The organism is Dehalococcoidia bacterium, from assembly GCA_035310145.1.
Lineage (GTDB): Bacteria > Chloroflexota > Dehalococcoidia > CAUJGQ01 > CAUJGQ01 > CALFMN01.
On record DATGEL010000140.1, the window covers coordinates 22,550 to 40,398 of the forward strand.

Below are 17,849 nucleotides of genomic sequence, written 5' to 3' on the forward strand. Positions count from 1 at the left end.
TCCTCGTTCCTATTTCCTCGTTCCTGTCACCTAGATCCCCTGCCAGCGGCGCTTGCCCTCCACGCGCACGAACGCGCCGATGCCCGGATAAGGGTAGTGGCCGGCGCAGACCTTCAGCCCCTCGCGCTCGATGCGGTCGAAGACCTCGGCGCGCGTCTTCTGGCTGGCGGCCGGGTCCACGTCGAAGCCGGGGCACCAATCGGTGTGTTCGAGCTGGGCCATGGAGTGGGTCACGTCGCCCAGGATGATCGCCTTCTCGCCGCCGGAGTTGAGCAGGAACGCCTGGTGGCCGGGCGTGTGCCCCGGTGTGAACAGCGCGGAGACGCCCGGCGCGACGGTCACGTCGCCGTCGACCAGATCGACGAGCCCGTGGGCGTGGACCGGCTCGGCGCAGAGACCGATCACCGGGTTGTCCTTCTTGATGTGCTCCTGCGTCCAGTACTCCCACTCTTTGCGCTGCACGATGTGGCGGGCGTTCTTGAACAGCGTCTCCGGCTTGCCCGATTTGTCGATCGTGCACCAGCCGATGTGGTCGAGGTGCAGGTGGGTGATCAGCACGCGCTCGATCTGGTCGGGCGCGACGCCGGCCTTCTCCAGCTCGCCGGGCAGCTTGCCCATCGGCATACCGCCGCCGCGTCCGCCGACGCCGGCATCGACCAGCGTGCGGCTGTTGCCCTGGACGAGCAGGAACATGCCGAAGTTGAGCGGCACGTTGCCCTCGGGCGTCAGGTACTGCTTCACCTCCGGCTCGTTCCAGGCCTCGGCCGGGACGGCGGGCATGAAGCCGGACGGCGGCGGCGTAAAGCCTCCGTCCGAGAGCGGAATGACGGTGATCTCCCCGACCTTGAGGATGGGCGCTGGCATCCACTGCCTCCTTCTTGCTTGGCGCACGCCGTAGTATAGGCGTTCGGAGGCGTTGCGTGCGCGTGCCGGCCGAACCCGTTTCCGCGCTCGATGCGGCGCTGCGCGATGGGCGCTTCATCGTCACCGCGGAGCTGACCTCGCCGCCCGGCGCCGACGCCGCCTCGCTGCGCCGTCGGGCGCGGCTGCTGCGCGGCCATGTGCTGGCCGCCAACGTGCCGGACGGGCAGGCCGTCTCCGCGCACATGGCGCCGCTGGCCGCCGCCCGCCTGGTGCTGGAGGAGGGGCTGGAGCCGGTGCTGACTATGCAGTGCCGCGATCGCAACCGCCTGGCGCTGCAGTCCGACCTGATCGGCGCGGCGGCGCTGGGCGTGGCGAACGTGCTCTGTCTCACCGGCGACACGCCAGCCGAAGGCTCGCCCGTGCCGGCGGTCTTCGACCTGGACAGCGTCGCGCTGATGGGCGCGGCCACGGGGCTGATGGCGGGGCGCTTCCTGGACGGCGGCGCGCTGCGGGCGCCGCCGCGGCTCTTGCTCGGCGCGGCGGCGCATCCGTTTGACGAGTCGCGCTTCCAGCGCATCGAGCGGCTGGGGGCGAAGGCGGCGGCCGGGGCGCGCTTCGTGCAGACGCAGTACATCTTCGACGTGCCGGGCTTCGCCGCCTGGCTGCAGGAGCTGCGGGCGGCGGGATTGGGTCGAACTCCGGCGATCCTTGCCTCTACGGGGCCGCTGCGATCGCCGCGCGTGCTCGGCTTCATCCGGCGGCTGCCGGGCGTGCGCCTTCCGGCAGCGATCGAGCAGCGCCTCGCCGGCCTCTCGGATACGGCGTTCGCGGAGGAGAGCCTGGCGATCTGCGCCGAGACGGCGGCGGCGCTGGCGGCGCTGCCGGGCGTGGCCGGGATTCACCTGCTGGCGCCGTACTGGGAGCAGCGCATTCCAGAGATCATCGCGGCGGCGGGGCTTGCCGGCCGCACGGCCCGTGCCTGAAGCTGGATTGCAGGAGGCAGGCGATGGGTGCCCCGCTGCTGATCGGCGTGATCGGCGACTTCGACGGCCGGCCCTCGCACGTGGCGACGAACGAGGCGCTGGCGCACACCGCGGCGCAACTGGGCCACGCGGTGGAGGTGCGCTGGCTACCGACGCCGGCGCTGCTGGAGCCAGGCGCCGAGGCGGCGCTCTCCGCCTGCGACGCGCTCTGGGCCTCGCCCGGCAGCCCCTACCTGAGCATCGACGGCGCCCTGGCGGGGATTCGTTTCGCCCGCGAGCGCGACTGGCCCTTCACCGGCACCTGAGGCGGCTTCCAGCATACCGTGTTGGAGTATGCACGCTCGGTGCTGGGCATGGCGGACGCGGGGCACGCGGAGTACGGCGGCGCGGGCACGGCGCTGATCACGCAGGTGGCCTGCGCCGTGCCCGGCGCGGATGGGCCGGCGCTGTTCGGCAGCCAGGCGATCCGGCTGGAGCCGGGCACGCGCATCGCGGCGGCCTGCGGCGCCACGGCGCTGCGCGAGCCGTTCCAGTGCAGCTACCAGGTGAACCCGCGGTTTCAGCCGGCGCTGGCGCGGGCCGGCCTGCGCATCAGCGGCTGGAGCGCAGACGGCGAGGCGCGGGCGGTGGAGCTGCCAGAGCGGCGCTTCTTCATCGCCTCGCTCTTCCTGCCGCAGCACAACTCGACACCCAATCGGCCGCACCCGCTGATCTGCGCCTTCATCGAGGCAGCGGCGGCCTTTCGCGACACGCGCGCGGCCGCCTGAGGGCCGCGCGGCCTACAGCTCGCCGGCCATGAAGCGGTGCATGCGATCGACCAGGCGCGGTACGCGGAACTCCATCTCGGCGGCGCGGGCGTTGGCCGCCGTGCCTACCAGAAAGCCGGCGTAGAGGCCCTCCAGGATGATCGCCAGCTTCCACAGCGCCAGCACCATGTAGAACTGGATCTCCCGCATGGCGCGGCCGGAGCGTTCCTCGTAGCGGGCGACCATCTCCTCACGCGAGAGGAAGCCGGGCAGACCGTAGACCGGCAGCGGCGCCTCGGGCGTGCCCTCGTCCGGGTCGCCGGTCGGCCCCCAGAAGGTCATGAAATAGCCCACGTCGGCCAGGGGGTCGCCGAGCGTGGCCATCTCCCAATCGAGCGCCGCCAGCAGCCGCGCCGGCGCCCGCGGGGCGAAGAGCACGTTGTCGATCTTGAAGTCGCCGTGCACCACCGTGGCCGGGCCGGATGCGGGCAGCCGCGTCTTCAGCCAGTCCGAGACTTCGACCAGGCGCGGCAGCGGTCGCGTGCGCGGCAAGGTGAGGTCGAGCTGACCGCTCCAGCGGCGCAACTGCCGCTCCAAATAGCCCTGCGGCCGGCCGAGACTTTCCAGCCCGGCGGCCCGCCAGTCGACGCTGTGGATCTCGACCAGCGTGTCGATCATCTCCTCGCCCAGGCGGCGGCGCTCGGCCACGGCGTCGAACTGGTCCGGCAGTTGCTCGCGGATCACGATGCCGTCCACACGCTCCATCACGTAGAACGGCGCGCCGATCACCTCCACGTCCTCGCAGAGCACGAGCGGCCGCGGCACGCGCGCCGCCGTGCCGTGCAGGCCGGCGAGCACGCGGTATTCGCGGCCCACGTCGTGTGCACTGGGCAGAAGCGGGCCGCGCGGCGGGCGGCGCATCACCCAGCGCTGGACGCCGCGCTCGAGGTAGAACGTTTCGTTGGAGAAGCCGGCCGTGTGCTTGTGCACGACGAGCGGCGCCGCGGCGTCCGGGGCGGGCAGCGCCCGCCGCAGATACGCCTCCAGGCTCGCTACGTCCACCAGCCCGGTCAGAGTTTCCGCCTGGCTCATCGCACCGCCTCCCGCAGACCTGCACAGAGCATGCCGCGCGGCCGGTGCGCGGGCAAGCGGCGCGCTACGGCTTGCGGCGCGAACCGAGCAGGTCGTCGAGCGCCAGCGTCAGCTCGGGGAAGGCGAGCGGCGCGAGCGTGCCGCCGCGCTCGATCACCTGCATCCGCGTGTACTGCCCATCCTTCGGCTCGCGGTAGACGAGCATCCGCTCGCCGTTCAGATCTTCGATCCAGACCTCGATGCTGCCGGCGGCGGCGTAGAGCGGCAGTTTGACATCGCGGTCGTATTCGAGCGAGGTATCCGCGATCTCGATCAGCAACAGCACGTCCGCGGGTCCTGGCAGGCCGCTCTCATAAAAGTCCTCGCGCGGGCGCAGGATCGCGACATCGGGCTGCGGCTCCGAACCCTGCGGCAGGCGAATCGGATTCTGCACGGAGACGATGACGTCCGGCAACTCCCGCGAGAACCGTGTGGTGAGGCGATGCACCGCAGCGACGTGCCGAACGCCGATCGGGGCCATGCAAACGATAGCTCCTTCCAACAACTCGACGCGCTCATCCTCGCACAGGATGCCGGCCGCGATCATGCGGTCGTACTCGTCGATGCTGAAGCGGCGCCGCTCCAGAGCCGGCGCCGGCGCCGGAGGGTTCGGCTGCTTGCCGGTTCGCTTCGTGACCATATCGCCGTGCTCCGCTGGCCGTGTGAAGGGGATTTGCTGCGCTTCCAGTATCGCGCATCGACGGCGCGGGCGGCTGGAGTCTACAGCGGCCCGCGCACCGGCAGGCCAAGCAGGGCGCGGCCGGGGTCTTCGATCTGCACGCCCTGCAACAGAAAGTGCTGCACGGCCACGTGCACGTCGCGGAAGTGGCGCTCCAGCGGGCTGCTCTCGTAGATCGCCGTGGCGCCCGCGGCGTTGTACATCAGGTCCACGGCCTGCACTGCGCACTCGCCGGCGTGGAGGTTGGCCAGGCGGATCTGCACCCGCTGCTCGCGCGTGGGCCGGTCGCCGCGCAGGGCGGTCTGCCAGGCCCCGTCCAGCGCCTCGAACAGGTAGGCGCGGCCGGCACGCCAGAGTGCCTCGGCGCGGGCCACGCCGGCCTGCACGGCGGCGCGCTCGCGCAGCAGGCTCGTTTGGCCGGCCGGCGTCTTCGCCTGCGCCAATTCGACCAGCGCGTCGATCGCGCCGCGGGCGAGGCCGAGCGCCACGCCGGCGAGCGAGCCCTGCGTGTAGAAGGGAAAGCGGTAGAGCGGATCGGCCGGCCAGGCCGCGTCGTTCACCGAGAAACTCAGCTCCTCCGGCACGAAGCGCTCGCGCACGGCGACGTCGTTGCTGCCCGTGCCGCGCAGGCCGCCCGTGTGCCAGGTGTCGAGGATCTCGCACTCCTCCGGCCGGAAGAGCATGAAGCGCATGGCGGGCGAGCCGTCCGGGTTGCGGCGCGAGTGCGCGGTTTCGTCGTCGTAGATGCGGCAGTTGCCGAAGAGGCGCGTGGCCTGGTGGCAGCCGCTGGAGAAGCCGAAGCGGCCGGAGACGCGGTAGCCGCCCTCCTGCACGACCGCGCGGCCCGGCGGGTTGATGCCGCCGGCGATGATCGTGTCCGGGTCTTCGGCCCAGATCGCGCGGGCGGTGTCTTCCTGCATGAAGCCGGCGTAGATCGCCTGGCCGAGGCCCAGGCAGAGGTTCCAGCCGGCGGCGCCGTCCTCGCGCGAGACCTCTTCGACGATGCGGATCGCCGTGACCGGGTGGCCGCCGCCGAGGCCGCCCAGGCGAACGGGCAGCTTGACGCGCATGAAGCCGGCGGCGATGAAGGCCCGCACCAGCGCGTCGGGCAGCCGCCGCTCGCGCTCGATCGCGGCGCGGCTCTCGCGCACCAGCGGCGCCAGCGCCCGCGCCCGGGCGATCAGGTCGTCGGCGGACGCGCCGTTGCGTGCGTGGGTCATGCGCGCTTCCTCACCGGCGGACTTGACCTGGGAGCCGGACCGGCAGTGCCGGCGTTGCGGGGCGCCTATCGCTGGTTTCGCCTGCGAAACCTGTCCCTTCCCGAAACGAGGAAGGACTCCTGAAGCGTTCCCAGCGTCGTGCGAGGCGAGCGGGGCTGCGGTGTCTCCGCAGATTACCGATAGCAGCATCGGCGGGGCGGAAGGCTGCCTGAACCTCCGCCCTGGGGTTGCGCGGCGTGGTTCAGACCGCAGCGCTTGCCCACCACTGCCATTTGACCTGCGCCCCGCAGCCTGCGCCCTACTCGAACTCGTAGACGCCGCCCTCCTGGAAGCGGCGCAGGATGCGGCGCGAGACGACCATGCGGTGCACCTCGTCCGGGCCGTCGTAGATGCGCGCGGCGCGGGCGTTGCGGTACATGCTGGCCAGCGGCGTATCGTCGGTGACGCCGAGGGCGCCGTGGCTCTGGATGGCGCGGTCGATCACGTCGTGCAGCATCTTCGCGCCCCAGAACTTGATCAGCGAGATCTCCACGCGCGCGTCGGCGCCGCTGTCGATCTTGGCCGCGGCGTGCATGGTGAGCAGGCGGCAGGCCTGGATCTCGGCGGCGGAGTCGGCGATCCAGTTCTGGATCGTCTGCTTCTCGGCCAGCGGCCCGCCGAACGCCTCGCGCTTGAGCACGTGGCGGCACATGATCTCGAAGGCCCGCTGCGCCTGGCCAAGCCAGCGCATGGAGTGGTGAATGCGCCCCGGCCCCAGCCGCTTCTGTGCGATCAGGAAGCCGTCGCCCGGCTTGCCCAGCACGTTGGTGAAGGGCACGCGCACGTTTTCATAGCGGATCTCGGCGTGCGTGCCGTGGCCCTTGCCCACGTGGCCCATCACCGAGATGTTGCGGATCAGGTTGACGCCGGGCGAATCGGTCGGCACGACGATCTGGCTGAAGCGGCGGTGGGGCAGACCGTCCGGGTCGGTGCAGGCCATGACGATGCCGAACTTCGAGCCTTCGGCCGCGGAGCTGAACCACTTGTGGCCGTTGATCACCCACTCGTCGCCGTCCTGTACGGCGCGGGTTTGCAGGTTCGTCGGATCGGCGCCGGAGACTTCCGGCTCGGTCATGGAGAAGAAGGAGCGGCACTCGCCGGCGATCAGCGGTTTCATGTATTTCTCTTGCAGTTCGGGCGTACCGAACTGCAAGAGGATCTCGGCGTTGCCGGTGTCGGGCGCCTGGCAGCCGAAGGCGCGCGGCGCGTAGGGGCTGCGGCCGAGGATCTCGTTGACGTAGGCGTAGGGCAGGAAGCCGGTGCCCGTGCCGCCGGCCTCCGGGCCGATGAACATCGCCCACATGCCCTGCTGCTTGACCCGGCCCTGCAGGTCCTTCATCAGGGACTCGGCCTGGTCGTCCTCTGTGCCGAGCGCGTCTTCGTTCGGATAGATGTGCTCGTTCATGAAGCTGGTGACGCGGGCGCGCAGGTCGCGGATCTCGGGCGAGAGCGTGAAATCGACCACGGGAACGGCTCCTTTGACGCGTGTGACGCTTGCTGCCGGCTGACGCTGACGCCCGGCCACGATGCCGGGCGCGGCGTGAGCGTACGGAACGGGCCCGGCACGGCGGGCGCGGGAACGCCCTCAGCATGCGGCAGCGGCGCGGCATGGTTCAAGCTTGAGAATTGTTAGCGTGTCAGCAGGCCCGGATTCGTGACGGCGAGCTTGTCCTGCACCGCGCGGCGCACGTGGGCGAGAATCTGTTCTCGCGCCGCGCCTTCGTCGGCTGCGCCGGCGCGGATCTGTTCGCAGAGCGCGCTGTTTCGCCGGCGCACCGCATCGCGCAACGCCTCGCGGCCGGCGGGCGGCGGTTCGGCGCCGAGCAGCTCGTTCAGCCCCTGCCACTCGCGGGCAAGCTGATCCTCCTCCAGCGCCAGCTCACGGTCGAGCGTGCGCAGCAGGTTGGCGGCGACGCGCACCAAAAACTGTGTGCGGCCCTCGGTGGCGGGCACCACCTCGCCGTCCAGGAAGCGCTGCACGGCGTCGAGGATCTCGTGCTGGGTTGGACGGTCTTGCGTGGCCTCACCCCCCGGCCCCCTCTCCATGGGATGGAGAGGGGGAGGCTGCGGTACTGGGATTGTTTGGAAGTCGGGAGATGATCGCGCGGAGGTGATCGAGGACGGCGGCAGGATGGTTGAGGACGTCTTCGTTGCGGAGGTGGGCGACGTGGACAAGGGCTTCGCCGGCGATGCTGGCGTCTCGCCAGGCGTCGCGCTCTGGCTGCTCGTCGTGCACCGGGCCGTCCATTTCGACGGCGAGGCGGAGCTCGGGGCAGTAAAAGTCGAGAAACCAGGGGCCGAGCCGGTGCTGCCGGCGGAACTTGTGATCATCGAACCGGCGGTTGCGCACCAACTCCCAGAAACACTCCTCCGCCGGCGTCTGCTCCCGCCGCAGTTCCCGCGCAACCTCCCGTCCGCTCACCAGCGGTTTCCTGTACGGCCCGCGCATCCCGCCCTCCAATCAACCCCTCCCACAGCTTCCCCCTCTCCATTCCATGGAGAGGGGGCCAGGGGGTGAGGCCACGCCCTACCCTCCCACCGCGTCGTCCAGGGCGGCGGCGAGGCGGAAGGGGTCGCTGGAGACGACGCTGGCCGCGTACAGCTCCATGGCGCCGATGTCGGCCGTGCGCGCCATCGGGTCGCCGCGGTCGACGATGCGCACGACCACGGGGAAGCCTTCCCAGTTCTCCTCCGTGTCGCCCAACGGCGGCATGTACATCACCAGGTTGAAGCTGGTGACGCCGATGCGGTCGCGGAAGCAGGCCAGCACGTCGTAGATGCGGTCCTTCAGATCGTCGGAGAGCGAGGGCGCGAACAGCAAGACCTCGTTCTCTTTCTTCGGCACCAGGTTGGCGATCACGCGCACGTCGCCGCGCGAGAAGGCGCAGTCGATGTCGGCGTGCGCCTCGTACAGGTCGTTGAAGTAGTTGGCGCGGTACTGCGCCTGGTAGAGCAGCGCAGCGCGGCGCAGCTGCTCGACGGCGGCGTAGTGCATGCCCTTGCCCAACATCACCTGCGCATGGCCGTGCAGCAGCGAGGCGCCCGCCCGCCAGAGGCAGTTCCAGATGTAGAGGTAGTACTGCGCGTCGGCGTCGATCGCGTTCGCCGCCTCGGCCCAGCGCATGCCGGTGTCGATGTAGTCGTGCAGCGCCTCGCGCGTCCAGGCCAGTGGATGCGGCTCGCGGAAGACGACGAGGCCGTGGAAGCCGTCGAACTTGGCGATGTTGCTGGCCGTCACACAGTACTTGCCTTCGATGCGGCCGAAGACGTCTTCCGGCGTGCCGTGGTAGGGGTCGCGCAGCGGATCCGCCGGCGCGTTCTTCTCCAGCTCGGCCTCAAGGTCGAGCGAGGGCGCCTTCCACATCGGCCGGCTGGAGCGCAGCCAGTTGAACAGCACGCCCTCAAGCGTGATCTGGTTGGTGACGCGCACGATCTTCTGTTCGAGCGTGGCATCGAGGCTGCCGAACTGCTTGATGATCCAGGGCTCCATCTCTGCCGGCGGCAGCAGCCGGCCATGGCTGACGTGGATGTCGAAGATGCGCTCGAACAGGCTGCGCCGCGCGTGGGGCAGCGCCTCCACGATCGTGTCCAGCTCGGCAATCGTGCGTCCGGGTGCGATGGCCACCGAATTCGTTCCCTTTCCCTCCCGCACGCGCGGGATCATTCCGTGTCGGAATCATTACAGCATGTGCGTGGAGTTGGAGCCAGCCGCGCTGATGGCGACTGCAGATCTCCCATCCGTCTGCACCATGGGTTCAAGACCGGCGACGATTGTACGGCTCGGGCGACGGCGAGCCTGTGCGCCAGATTCGAACCCATCTGTAAAAACAAAACGACAGGCTGGTGGCAAAGTTACCGCCGAAAGGGTGAGGGCCGCGTGGCGCACGGGTGCTGGCCGTGTGCCGGCGTGACGGTGCACACTGACAGATGGTCTCCAAACCGGCCACGTGATCGGCCGGTGCGCGGCCGCGGCGAGCCTCCCGCCCGTGTCGAAACCACGCCGCTGGAGCCTGCGCGGCAAGGATTCGGTGGTGTCTCCGCTCACGCTGGCGCTGGTGCTCTGCGCGGCGGTGGCCCACGCCACCTGGAACCTGCTCGCCAAGCGCGCCCGCGACACGGTCGCCTTCACCTGGCTGTTCGCCACGCTGGCGATCGGCATCTATCTGCCGCTGATCGCCGTGCTCGTGCTCTTCGCCGGCGGCGCCCCCGACGGCCACGGCCTCGCCTGGATGGCCTTCAGCGGCTGCCTGCAGGTGGCCTACTTCACGCTGCTCACCCGCGCCTACCGCATCGGCGACCTCTCGCTCGTCTACCCGCTGGCGCGCGGCACCGGTCCGGCTGTGGCCGTGGCGGGCGGGGTGCTGCTCTACGGCGAGCGGCCATCGGCGCTGGCGCTGGGCGGCGTGGCGCTGATCGTGCTGGGGGTGCTGGTGATGACGGCGCCGGGGCGCGGCGGGCTGCCGGCGGGCGCCGGCCGGGCGATCATGCTGGCGCTGGCGACGGGCGTCTGCATCGCCGCCTACACGCTGTGGGACAAACGCGGTGTGCAGCACGTCAACCCGCTGGTCTACAACTACGGCACGATCGCGGTGATCGCGCTGGCGCTGGCCGCGCCGGTGCTGGGCAATCCCGCGCGGCGCAAGCGGGCGGCGGGTGAGCTGCGCTGCAACCGCGCGGCGCTGCTGGGCGTGGCCGTGCTCAGCCCGCTCGCCTACGGCCTGGTGCTGATCGCGCTGCGCCTCAGCCCCGTCAGCTACGTGGCGCCGGCGCGCGAGATCAGCATCGTGCTGGGCGCGGCCTTCGGCGCACGGCTGCTGCGCGAAGGTGACGCCGGGCGCCGGCTCTCGGGCGCGAGCGCGATCGTCGTCGGCGTGCTGGCGCTGGCGCTGGGCTGAGGGCGCGGCCGCCGCGGCGCTACACTCTGGCCATGCGCCAGCACCTGACACCACAACTGGTGGTGGCCGCCTACTGCCGCGGCTGGTTTCCCATGGTCGAGGGCCGCGACGGCCCGATCGGCTGGTACGAGCCGGCCGAGCGGGCGATCTTCGTGCCCGGCGAGGAGCACATCTCGCACTCGCTGGCGCGCACGTACCGGCGCGGCGTCTACGAGGTGCGCATCAATCACGACTTCGCGGCCACGCTGCGCGCCTGCGCCGCCCGTCCAGAGACCTGGATCTCGGCGGAGATCGCCATCGTCTACACGGCGCTGCACGAGGCCGGCCTCGCGCACAGCGTCGAGGCGTACCGCGACGGTATGCTTGCGGGCGGGCTCTACGGCGTGGCGCTGGGCGGCGCCTTCTTCGGCGAGTCGATGTTCAGCCGGCAAACGGACGCGAGCAAGATCGCCTTCCTGGTGCTCTGCCGCCGGCTGCGCGAACGCGGCTACGCGTTGCTCGACGCGCAGTTCATGACCGCGCACCTGGCCAGCCTGGGCGCGGTCACCGTCTCGCGCGACGTTTATCTCCTGCAGCTTGAGGCCGCGCTGCGGCGGCGCTGCCGGTTCGATCCGTAAGGTCTGCGAGCAGCGGCGCGGCGGCATCTGCTTACCGTGCAGCCAGCCGCGGCCATGCTCTGCGCCAGGTCCGCGACTTTTTGCCGGGGTGATCCGGATCTCCGCGGCGCGCCTAACGACGGTGGGCAGGCCCGGTCCAGCGCCGCATGCGCATCCCGCCGGCGCAGGGCACACTACACGTAGAAACCTGTAGCGCCAAGACGGCGCAGTGTTTTGGGCCGGCGCGAGGAGACGAATACGTGGAAGCGGAGCTGGTGCGAACGAAAGCAGCCCTGCGGCGCACTCGACGGCGGGCGCGCGAGCTGCACGATTTTCAGGCGCACCTCACCGCCTATCTGCTGATCAACCTCGCGCTCTTTCTGATCAACGTGGCCACACCCGGCAGCTGGTGGTTCTACTGGCCGCTGCTGGGCTGGGGCGCGGGCGTGCTCGTCCATGCGGCGCACGTCTACGGCCTCGATCGCGTCGGCTACGACCGCCCCCTTGGCGACCGCGCACCGCACGCCTGAGCCGCCTTCAGCGGCGTGAGGAGCGCCTCTCTTCCGCCCTCCTGCCGATCGGTTCCTCGCCGCGATAGACCAGACCCGCAGCCCATACGACCAGCACGCAGCTCAGCGCGGCTCCCAACGCAATGAGCAAGATGAGGCCCGCTCCCGGCGCATGGCTGTGCGCCGACGGCGGCAACGGCGCGCTCGCCGCGCCTGCCCCGCCCGGCGGCCCGGCGCCCCCTGCTCCCGCGGCTGGGGCCGCGGTCGGCGGCGGGCCAGGCGTCTGATTTGATCCCATCACCGGCGTGACCGGCACAATCGGCAGTGGCTGAAATGGTGTCGGCGTGGGGGCCGCGGCCGGAGCGCCGCCAGCGGCGCCCGGGGCGCCAGGGCCGGCACCCGAGGGCGAGGCAACGGCGGCCGGCGTGCTCGCGGACGCCGGGGCAGGCGTATCCGCAGCGGCAGGATGTCCGGTTGTGCCTGGGCCGGCGGGCGTGGCGCCGAGTGCCGTGCTGGAAGCCGGCTGTGCCGTGGGTGCGGCGGCGGGGGGTGCATTGCCGGCCGCCGGCGAGACCGCGGCGGGCGGGGACGCTGGTTTGGTCGCCGGCAGGGCACCGCCGGATGCTGCGGGCGTGCTCGCGGCCGGCGTGGAGACGGTGAGACCGGCGGCCGGAACCGGTGTGGCCGCATCGGCGGCGTGCGCCGGGCGGGCCACGCGCGGGCCGGCGCACCAACCAGGCAATGCGGCCACCAGCAACAGCAGCCGGAGCAGGCGCAGATGCCGTGGCGAGCGCCGCGGCCGGCGGCGGCGAGACCTGCGAACTGACACGCAATCCGTTCCGCGCTGCGGCGGGGGCGCTACCCACGCTAGCCACGCTCCCTGAGAGAGGGCTGAGAGGCAGGCGACGATCGGCGATCAAAGCGGGGCGAGGCTACTCCGTTCGGTTGTGCTGGCCGCGGACCGTGTCCCGCTGCCGGAGTGCGTTTCGCCCTGTTCCCTGAATACGGCTTCTCCCGTACGATCCGCGCATGCCGATTAAGGACAAGTACCTGCCGCTGGGCGCTCACCTGCGCCGCCTCGCCGGCGAGCACAGCGATGTGACGCTCACCTTCGCCGAGATCGAGCGCATCATCGGCGCATCGTTGCCGCGGGGCTCGCAAAGCGTTCCCTTCTGGCAGGGCGTGCACGGCAAGCCGCCGCCGCGGGCGCGGGCCTGGCTGGCGGCCGGCTTCGTGGCGCAGCCCGATCTTGCGCACAGCCGCATCCGTTTCCACCGCCAGGCGCCCGCGGCACGCGGCCCGCAGCCCGGCGGCCGGCGCTGACGCCGTGGATGCACTCGCGAATCTGGCGCGGGAGATGCTGGCCCGCGCCTACGCCCCCTACTCCGGCTTTCGCGTGGGCGCGGCGCTCGAAGCGGAGGACGGCCGCGTCTTCGGCGGCTGCAACGTGGAGAACCGCTCGTTCGGCGCCACGATCTGCGCCGAGCGCGTGGCGCTGGTGAGCGCGGTTGCCGCCGGCGCCCGCCGTTTTCGCCGCCTGGCGCTGACGGCCAGCGCCGCCGAGCCGGTGGCGCCCTGCGGCCTCTGCCGGCAGGCGCTGGCCGAGTTCGCGCCCGAGCTGGCGGTGGACAGCCGCGGCCACGACGGCGGCCTGCGCCGCTGGACGCTGCGCGAGCTGCTGCCGCACGGCTTCGACGCCCCGCTGCCCGGCCCGCCGCGCGTCGGTTAGCCCCACACCCGCTAGAACGCTCAACGCAGGATCGCCCCTCTCCCAATCCTGGGAGAGGGTACGTGCATGACGTGAGGGCCGAGCGGCACGCTACGCCGGCACGTGCTCCAGCAGGAAGCGGCGAATCGTCTCGATCGTCGCGGCCAGCTTCGCCGGGGCGCGGCAATCCACGTCCAGGCAGGCGGCACGCGGCGCCGTCTGACAGATCAGGTGGGCGATGCCGGTGGGGTGGAAGGCGTCGCTGCCGGGCAGCACGAGCTGCGGCGCCGGGCAGCGCGCCATCCACTCGCGCGGGACGGTGAAGAACGGCGGGGTCGCCGGCCAGACGCCGTCGCGGAAGCGCACGATCAGCGCGGCGTAGCGCTCGATCGTCATCGCGCTCAACTCATCGCGGAAGGCGGGATCGGCGTGCAGGCGGGCGGCGAAGGGGCCGGCGGCGTTGTTCTGCGCGAAGACCGGGTTCTCGTGCGCGGCCTGCACCACGGCCGCTATGCCTTCCGCCCGCGCCAGACGGATCGTCTCGTCGAACATGCGGTAGAAGGTGCCGGGCGTGTTCGTCTCGTCCAGGCCCACCGGGTCCTGGCAGACCGCGGCCGTGATCCGCTCGGGCGCGTCGTGGATCAGGCGCCAGGCGTGGGCGCAGCCGATGCAGCCGCCCAGCACGTGCGCCCGCCGGGCGCCGGCCGCGTCCAGCACGGCAAGCTGGTCGGCCACGGTCAGGTCGTAGGAGAAGGGCACCGCCGGCGCGTGACTCTGGCCGGCGTGGCGCTGGTCCATGCCGATCAGCTTGAAGTCGGCGGCGAAGGCCTTGAAGGGATTGATGGTCGAGCGCTCCCAGGAGCCGATCTCGCTGCTGACGCCGCCCGGCGCGATCAGCAGCAGCGGGTAGCCCTGCCCGAGCACTTCGTAATGGATCGTGGCCCCGTCGGGACGCGCAAGTGCTGGCACCGGTTCCCCCATGCTCAACGAATATGGAATCCGGCGAAGGCGGCGGCGGCGACTCGATCGTGGTCCGCGCCACGGCGCCCTCTTATACTAAGCGCCAGCATGGCGGCGATACGCCGATGGTTTCAAAGCCGGTGCACGATTCCTGCGCCTGGGCGTGCAGCGGCAGCGGTTCGCCGGCTTTGCAGCCGGAGCTTACAGGGAGCGTGCGATGGTCCAGGCAGCCGAGCCGATCACCCTCGATACCCTCGACATCACGGACACGAGCCGCTACGTCACGCGCGGCTATCCCTGGCGCGAGTGGGATCTGCTGCGGCGCGAGGCGCCGGTCTACTGGTACCAGCGCCCCGGCTTCGAGCCGTTCTGGGCGCTGACGAAGTACGAGGATATCGCCTGGGTCTCGCGCAACCCGGACCTCTTCTCCAACACGCAGCGGCTGCGCCTGGCCGACATCGACAGCATCGACATCGGCAACCGCAGCCGCGAGATCCGGGCACAGCGCTACGGCGGCGCCGCCAGCGACCCGCCGGACCTCGTGTTCATGGACCCGCCGCAGCACCGGCAGTACCGCGGGCTGACCAGCAAGAAGTTCACGCCCAGGGCGATGACCCTGCTGGAGCAACACTTCGACAAGCTCGCCGACAGCTACGTCGCGGACTTTGGCAACGTGCTCGCGGAGCGCTTGCCCGCGGGCGAGGCGATCGATTTCGTGCACGCGCTGGCCTGCAAGCTGCCCGTGGCCGCGATCTGCGAGCTGGCGGCGGTGCCGCGCCAGGACTGGGAGCGCGTCTTCTACTGGACGGAGACGCGCGGCGCCGCGGCCGACCCAGAGTTTCAACTGCCCGGTCAGGACCGCGAGGCGACGATCCGCACGGTGGAACGCGAGTGGGAGGACTACACCACCTGGCTGATCGAGAAGCGGCGCGACGAAGGCGCCACGGGCGACGACCTGATCAGCATGCTCGTGCGCGCCGATGTGGACGGGCAGCCGCTGACGCACAAGGAGCTTTTGGCCTACATCAACCTGTTGCTGGCCGCCGGCAACGAGACGACACGCAACTCGCTCACGGGCGGCGTGCAGGCGCTCTTGCAGCACCCGGACCAGCTGCAGTTGCTGATCGAGAACCCCAATCTCGTCGAGAGTGCCGTGGAGGAGATCCTGCGCTGGACCTCGATCGTGATCCAGTTCGTGCGCACCTGCCTGGCGGACACGGAGATCCGCGGCCAGCGCATCCGCAAGGGCGAGACCGTCGCCGTCTGGTATCCGTCGGCCAATCGCGACGAAGCGGTCTTCACAGACCCGTACCGCTTCGACATCACGCGCAACCCGAACCCGCACTACGCCTTCGGGGGCTACGGCGAGCACTTCTGCCTGGGCGCCAACCTGGCGCGCTGGGAGCTGCGCGTGATGCTGCGCGCCCTGCTGCCGCTGCTGCCGCGCATGGAGCTGGCCGGCCCGGCCGAGCTGGTGCCCGGCAGCCTGCACGTGGGCGGCATCAAGCGGCTGCCCGTGCGCCTCTCATAGGGAACAGGGCACAGGAAACAGGGACCAGGGAACAGAGGGCGTGGGGCGCACGGTGTGCGCCCCTGCAGGTGGCCGGGAAGCCACGCCTTCAGCCTCAAACTCCCGGCCGTAAGTCCCCCCTCGCCCAGGATTGGGAGAGGGGCCGGGGGTGAGGGCCGAAGCTCACGGGTCGATCAGCACGCCGGGGTTGAGCACGCCGTGTGGGTCCAGCGCCTGCTTCGCCGCCTTCAGCGCGATCGCAAACGGCTCCGGCCGCTCCTGGTCGTACCAGGGGCGGTGCTGGCGACCCACGGCGTGGTGGTGCGTGATCGTGCCGCCCGCCGTGATGATCGCGTCCGAGGCCGCCGTCTTCAGCGCCAGCCAATCCGTGTGGGTGAGGCCGGGTCGGTAGCGCCCGGCGAAGCTGTAATAGGGCGCCGGGCCGTCCGTGTAGACGTGCGTGAAGCGGCAGTTCAGCGTGCCGCCGCCGCAGATCTCGTTCAGCGCCCGCTGCGCCGCCTCGCGCACCGCCGCGTCGAAGGCCGGCCAGCGATCCCAGGTGATCGCAGTCTCGAACGTGCCGCTGACCAGGCCGATGCCCGGCGGCATGATCTCCGCGCCCGTGCCGGGGATGAAGGCGTCGCGCCAGGCGCCCACCGCGCCGCCGCGCCCCGTAGGCTGGCCGGAGCCGGAGATCAGGATCTCGTCGTCCTCGACCTGGCCGCCGGCGTCCCGCGCGATCGTTACCGCCTGCCGCACCGCCTCGTCCTGCGGCAGCTCGGCCGACTCAAAGCCGATGATCAGCAGCGCCTGCCGCCCATCCATACCTGCCGCGTCCTGTGCCAGCGCCGGGTCGAGCACGCGCAGGTTGGCCGGCCAGAGCTTGGTCTGCACGATGCGCCGCGCCGCCTCGTAGCAGCCTTCCCAGGTAGAGAAGGTCACGCCGGCCGTGGCGCGGAAGCGCGGCCGCGCCTGGATGCGCATCCACGCCTCGCTGATGATGCCCAAGATGCCCTCGCTGCCGCAGACGAGGCGGTTCGGGTCCGGGCCGGCGCCGCCGCCGGGCAGCCGCCGCGCCTCCCACCAGCCGGCTGGCGTGAGCATGCGCGCCGACTCGACGAACTCGTCGATGTGCGTGTGGTTCGTGGCGTAGTGACCGCCGGAACGCGTGGCGATCCAGCCGCCCAGCGTGGACATGGTGAAGCTCTGCGGGAAGTGGCGCAGGGTGAAGCCATGCGGGCGCAGCTGGTCTTCCAGCGCCGGGCCGAAGACGCCTGCCTGGATGCGGGCCGCACGCGAGGTCGCGTCGATCTCCAGCACGCGGTCGAACTGGTCCATATCGATCGTGACCACGGCGTCGTAGCCTTCGGGCGGCGTGACGCCTTCCACCACCGAGGAGCCGCCGCCGTAAGGGATCGCCACGTGGCCGCTGCGCGAGCACCAGTCGAGCACAGCCTCCAGCTCCTGCTCGTCGCGCGGGTGGGCGACGATGTCCGGCGGGTTCTTGAAGACGCCGCGAATCTCTTCCAGCCGGTCGCCTTTGCTGTGCAGCGCCCGTTCGTACGTATCGCTGAAGCAGAAGGCGGCGAGCGAATCGGGCGGCGTGATGCGCGGCCGACGCAGTTGCAGGGCGGTGAGCGGCGGCACGGGCGGCAGCTCGACCGGAGCGCCGAGCCGCTCGGAGAGGCGGCGCTGCTGCTCGGCGCGCTGGGCGGGCGTCGGCTCGTCCGTTTCCAGCCCGTTCATCCAGATGCTGCGCCTGGGGCGCGCGACGTACGGCGCGGCGGTCATGCTCTGCCTCCTCGATCCGGCTGTGCGGCTATGGTAGCGCCGCGGTGTGTGGGGTGTCGCCCCGCCCATCGCCGACCGCCGGGGGTGTGACAAGTTGTAATGGGTCAAGTGATTAGGGTCTGTCTGATGAATGGACCCGTTGCCCGGTATCCTGTGCAGGAGGGTGTGCACACCACAGGAGCTGGGCATGGTCGGGCGGGGAGAACTGACGGACGCAG

General features: G+C 71.0%; 19 protein-coding genes. 9 read left to right on the forward strand and 10 right to left on the reverse strand.

Annotation, left to right across the window (positions count from 1 at the left end; translation table 11 throughout):
• Nucleotides 1-30 precede the first annotated feature (30 nt).
• The gene (locus VKV26_25040) at nt 31-864 is read right to left on the reverse strand and encodes an MBL fold metallo-hydrolase (GenBank protein HLZ73184.1); all 834 of its coding nucleotides are present in this window, start codon (nt 862-864) and stop codon (nt 31-33) included.
• A 62-nt stretch (nt 865-926) separates the two neighbouring features.
• Between VKV26_25040 and VKV26_25045 the strand changes: the two genes are divergently transcribed.
• From VKV26_25045 to VKV26_25055, 3 genes are read left to right on the forward strand one after another with little or no spacing between them, the layout of a single operon-like run.
• A complete protein-coding gene (locus VKV26_25045; GenBank protein HLZ73185.1) occupies nt 927-1,847 on the forward strand; it encodes a methylenetetrahydrofolate reductase in 921 nt (306 codons plus the stop codon).
• 23 nt (nt 1,848-1,870) lie between these two features.
• The gene (locus VKV26_25050) at nt 1,871-2,152 is read left to right on the forward strand and encodes a hypothetical protein (protein ID HLZ73186.1); all 282 of its coding nucleotides are present in this window, start codon (nt 1,871-1,873) and stop codon (nt 2,150-2,152) included.
• A gap of 21 nt (nt 2,153-2,173) precedes the next feature.
• On the forward strand, nt 2,174-2,614 hold the full coding sequence (locus VKV26_25055; GenBank protein HLZ73187.1) for a hypothetical protein: 441 nt from the start codon (nt 2,174-2,176) through the stop codon (nt 2,612-2,614).
• Between the two features lie 12 nt (nt 2,615-2,626).
• Here VKV26_25055 and VKV26_25060 read toward each other — a convergent pair whose 3' ends face one another.
• The 7 genes from VKV26_25060 to VKV26_25090 all read right to left on the reverse strand — a co-directional run bounded on the left by VKV26_25060 (nt 2,627) and on the right by VKV26_25090 (nt 9,287).
• Nucleotides 2,627-3,685, reverse strand: coding sequence for a phosphotransferase family protein (locus VKV26_25060; GenBank protein ID HLZ73188.1), 1,059 nt, complete (start codon nt 3,683-3,685; stop codon nt 2,627-2,629).
• Between the two features lie 64 nt (nt 3,686-3,749).
• Entirely contained in the window at nt 3,750-4,364 is a 615-nt protein-coding gene (locus VKV26_25065; GenBank protein ID HLZ73189.1) for a Uma2 family endonuclease, read from the reverse strand.
• Nucleotides 4,365-4,444: 80 nt separating this feature from the next.
• Nucleotides 4,445-5,623, reverse strand: coding sequence for an acyl-CoA dehydrogenase family protein (locus VKV26_25070; protein HLZ73190.1), 1,179 nt, complete (start codon nt 5,621-5,623; stop codon nt 4,445-4,447).
• 298 nt (nt 5,624-5,921) lie between these two features.
• Complete coding sequence (locus tag VKV26_25075) at nt 5,922-7,127, reverse strand: acyl-CoA dehydrogenase family protein (protein ID HLZ73191.1); 1,206 nt, start codon at nt 7,125-7,127, stop codon at nt 5,922-5,924.
• Between the two features lie 164 nt (nt 7,128-7,291).
• Nucleotides 7,292-7,642 (reverse strand): DUF6285 domain-containing protein, encoded by a 351-nt coding sequence (locus tag VKV26_25080; GenBank protein ID HLZ73192.1) that lies wholly within the window; start codon nt 7,640-7,642, stop codon nt 7,292-7,294.
• A 43-nt stretch (nt 7,643-7,685) separates the two neighbouring features.
• Complete coding sequence (locus tag VKV26_25085) at nt 7,686-8,084, reverse strand: DUF559 domain-containing protein (GenBank protein ID HLZ73193.1); 399 nt, start codon at nt 8,082-8,084, stop codon at nt 7,686-7,688.
• A gap of 105 nt (nt 8,085-8,189) precedes the next feature.
• Nucleotides 8,190-9,287: a hypothetical protein gene (locus VKV26_25090; GenBank protein ID HLZ73194.1), complete on the reverse strand. Its 1,098-nt coding sequence runs from the start codon at nt 9,285-9,287 to the stop codon at nt 8,190-8,192.
• A 406-nt stretch (nt 9,288-9,693) separates the two neighbouring features.
• Here VKV26_25090 and VKV26_25095 point away from each other — a divergent pair, with 406 nt between their 5' ends.
• From VKV26_25095 to cdd, 5 genes are all read left to right on the forward strand, one after another.
• Nucleotides 9,694-10,557: a DMT family transporter gene (locus VKV26_25095; GenBank protein ID HLZ73195.1), complete on the forward strand. Its 864-nt coding sequence runs from the start codon at nt 9,694-9,696 to the stop codon at nt 10,555-10,557.
• 32 nt (nt 10,558-10,589) lie between these two features.
• Complete coding sequence (aat, locus tag VKV26_25100) at nt 10,590-11,174, forward strand: leucyl/phenylalanyl-tRNA--protein transferase (protein HLZ73196.1); 585 nt, start codon at nt 10,590-10,592, stop codon at nt 11,172-11,174.
• A 239-nt stretch (nt 11,175-11,413) separates the two neighbouring features.
• Nucleotides 11,414-11,683, forward strand: a complete 270-nt coding sequence (locus VKV26_25105) for a 2TM domain-containing protein (GenBank protein ID HLZ73197.1) — start codon at nt 11,414-11,416, stop codon at nt 11,681-11,683.
• Nucleotides 11,684-12,691: 1,008 nt separating this feature from the next.
• Complete coding sequence (locus tag VKV26_25110; protein HLZ73198.1) at nt 12,692-12,985, forward strand: hypothetical protein; 294 nt, start codon at nt 12,692-12,694, stop codon at nt 12,983-12,985.
• 4 nt (nt 12,986-12,989) lie between these two features.
• Entirely contained in the window at nt 12,990-13,391 is a 402-nt protein-coding gene (cdd, locus tag VKV26_25115) for a cytidine deaminase (protein ID HLZ73199.1), read from the forward strand.
• 90 nt (nt 13,392-13,481) lie between these two features.
• Here cdd and VKV26_25120 read toward each other — a convergent pair whose 3' ends face one another.
• Nucleotides 13,482-14,339, reverse strand: coding sequence for an alpha/beta hydrolase (locus VKV26_25120; protein HLZ73200.1), 858 nt, complete (start codon nt 14,337-14,339; stop codon nt 13,482-13,484).
• A 208-nt stretch (nt 14,340-14,547) separates the two neighbouring features.
• On the opposite strand from VKV26_25120, the gene VKV26_25125 reads away from it, so the two are divergent.
• Nucleotides 14,548-15,861 carry a cytochrome P450 gene (locus VKV26_25125; GenBank protein ID HLZ73201.1) on the forward strand — a complete coding sequence of 438 codons (1,314 nt, stop codon included), beginning with the start codon at nt 14,548-14,550 and terminating at the stop codon, nt 15,859-15,861.
• Nucleotides 15,862-16,023: 162 nt separating this feature from the next.
• Here VKV26_25125 and VKV26_25130 read toward each other — a convergent pair whose 3' ends face one another.
• Nucleotides 16,024-17,631, reverse strand: a complete 1,608-nt coding sequence (locus VKV26_25130; protein ID HLZ73202.1) for an FAD-binding oxidoreductase — start codon at nt 17,629-17,631, stop codon at nt 16,024-16,026.
• Nucleotides 17,632-17,849: the final 218 nt, after the last annotated feature.

Coding starts and splice junctions, on each gene's coding strand:
- VKV26_25040 (HLZ73184.1), bottom strand. CDS start 864: ATGCCAGCGCCCATCCTCAAGGTCGGGGAGATCACCGTCATTCCGCTC.
- VKV26_25050 (HLZ73186.1), top strand. CDS start 1,871: ATGGGTGCCCCGCTGCTGATCGGCGTGATCGGCGACTTCGACGGCCGG.
- VKV26_25060 (HLZ73188.1), bottom strand. CDS start 3,685: ATGAGCCAGGCGGAAACTCTGACCGGGCTGGTGGACGTAGCGAGCCTG.
- VKV26_25065 (HLZ73189.1), bottom strand. CDS start 4,364: ATGGTCACGAAGCGAACCGGCAAGCAGCCGAACCCTCCGGCGCCGGCG.
- VKV26_25070 (HLZ73190.1), bottom strand. CDS start 5,623: ATGACCCACGCACGCAACGGCGCGTCCGCCGACGACCTGATCGCCCGG.
- aat (HLZ73196.1), top strand. CDS start 10,590: ATGCGCCAGCACCTGACACCACAACTGGTGGTGGCCGCCTACTGCCGC.
- VKV26_25110 (HLZ73198.1), top strand. CDS start 12,692: ATGCCGATTAAGGACAAGTACCTGCCGCTGGGCGCTCACCTGCGCCGC.
- VKV26_25125 (HLZ73201.1), top strand. CDS start 14,548: ATGGTCCAGGCAGCCGAGCCGATCACCCTCGATACCCTCGACATCACG.
- VKV26_25130 (HLZ73202.1), bottom strand. CDS start 17,631: ATGACCGCCGCGCCGTACGTCGCGCGCCCCAGGCGCAGCATCTGGATG.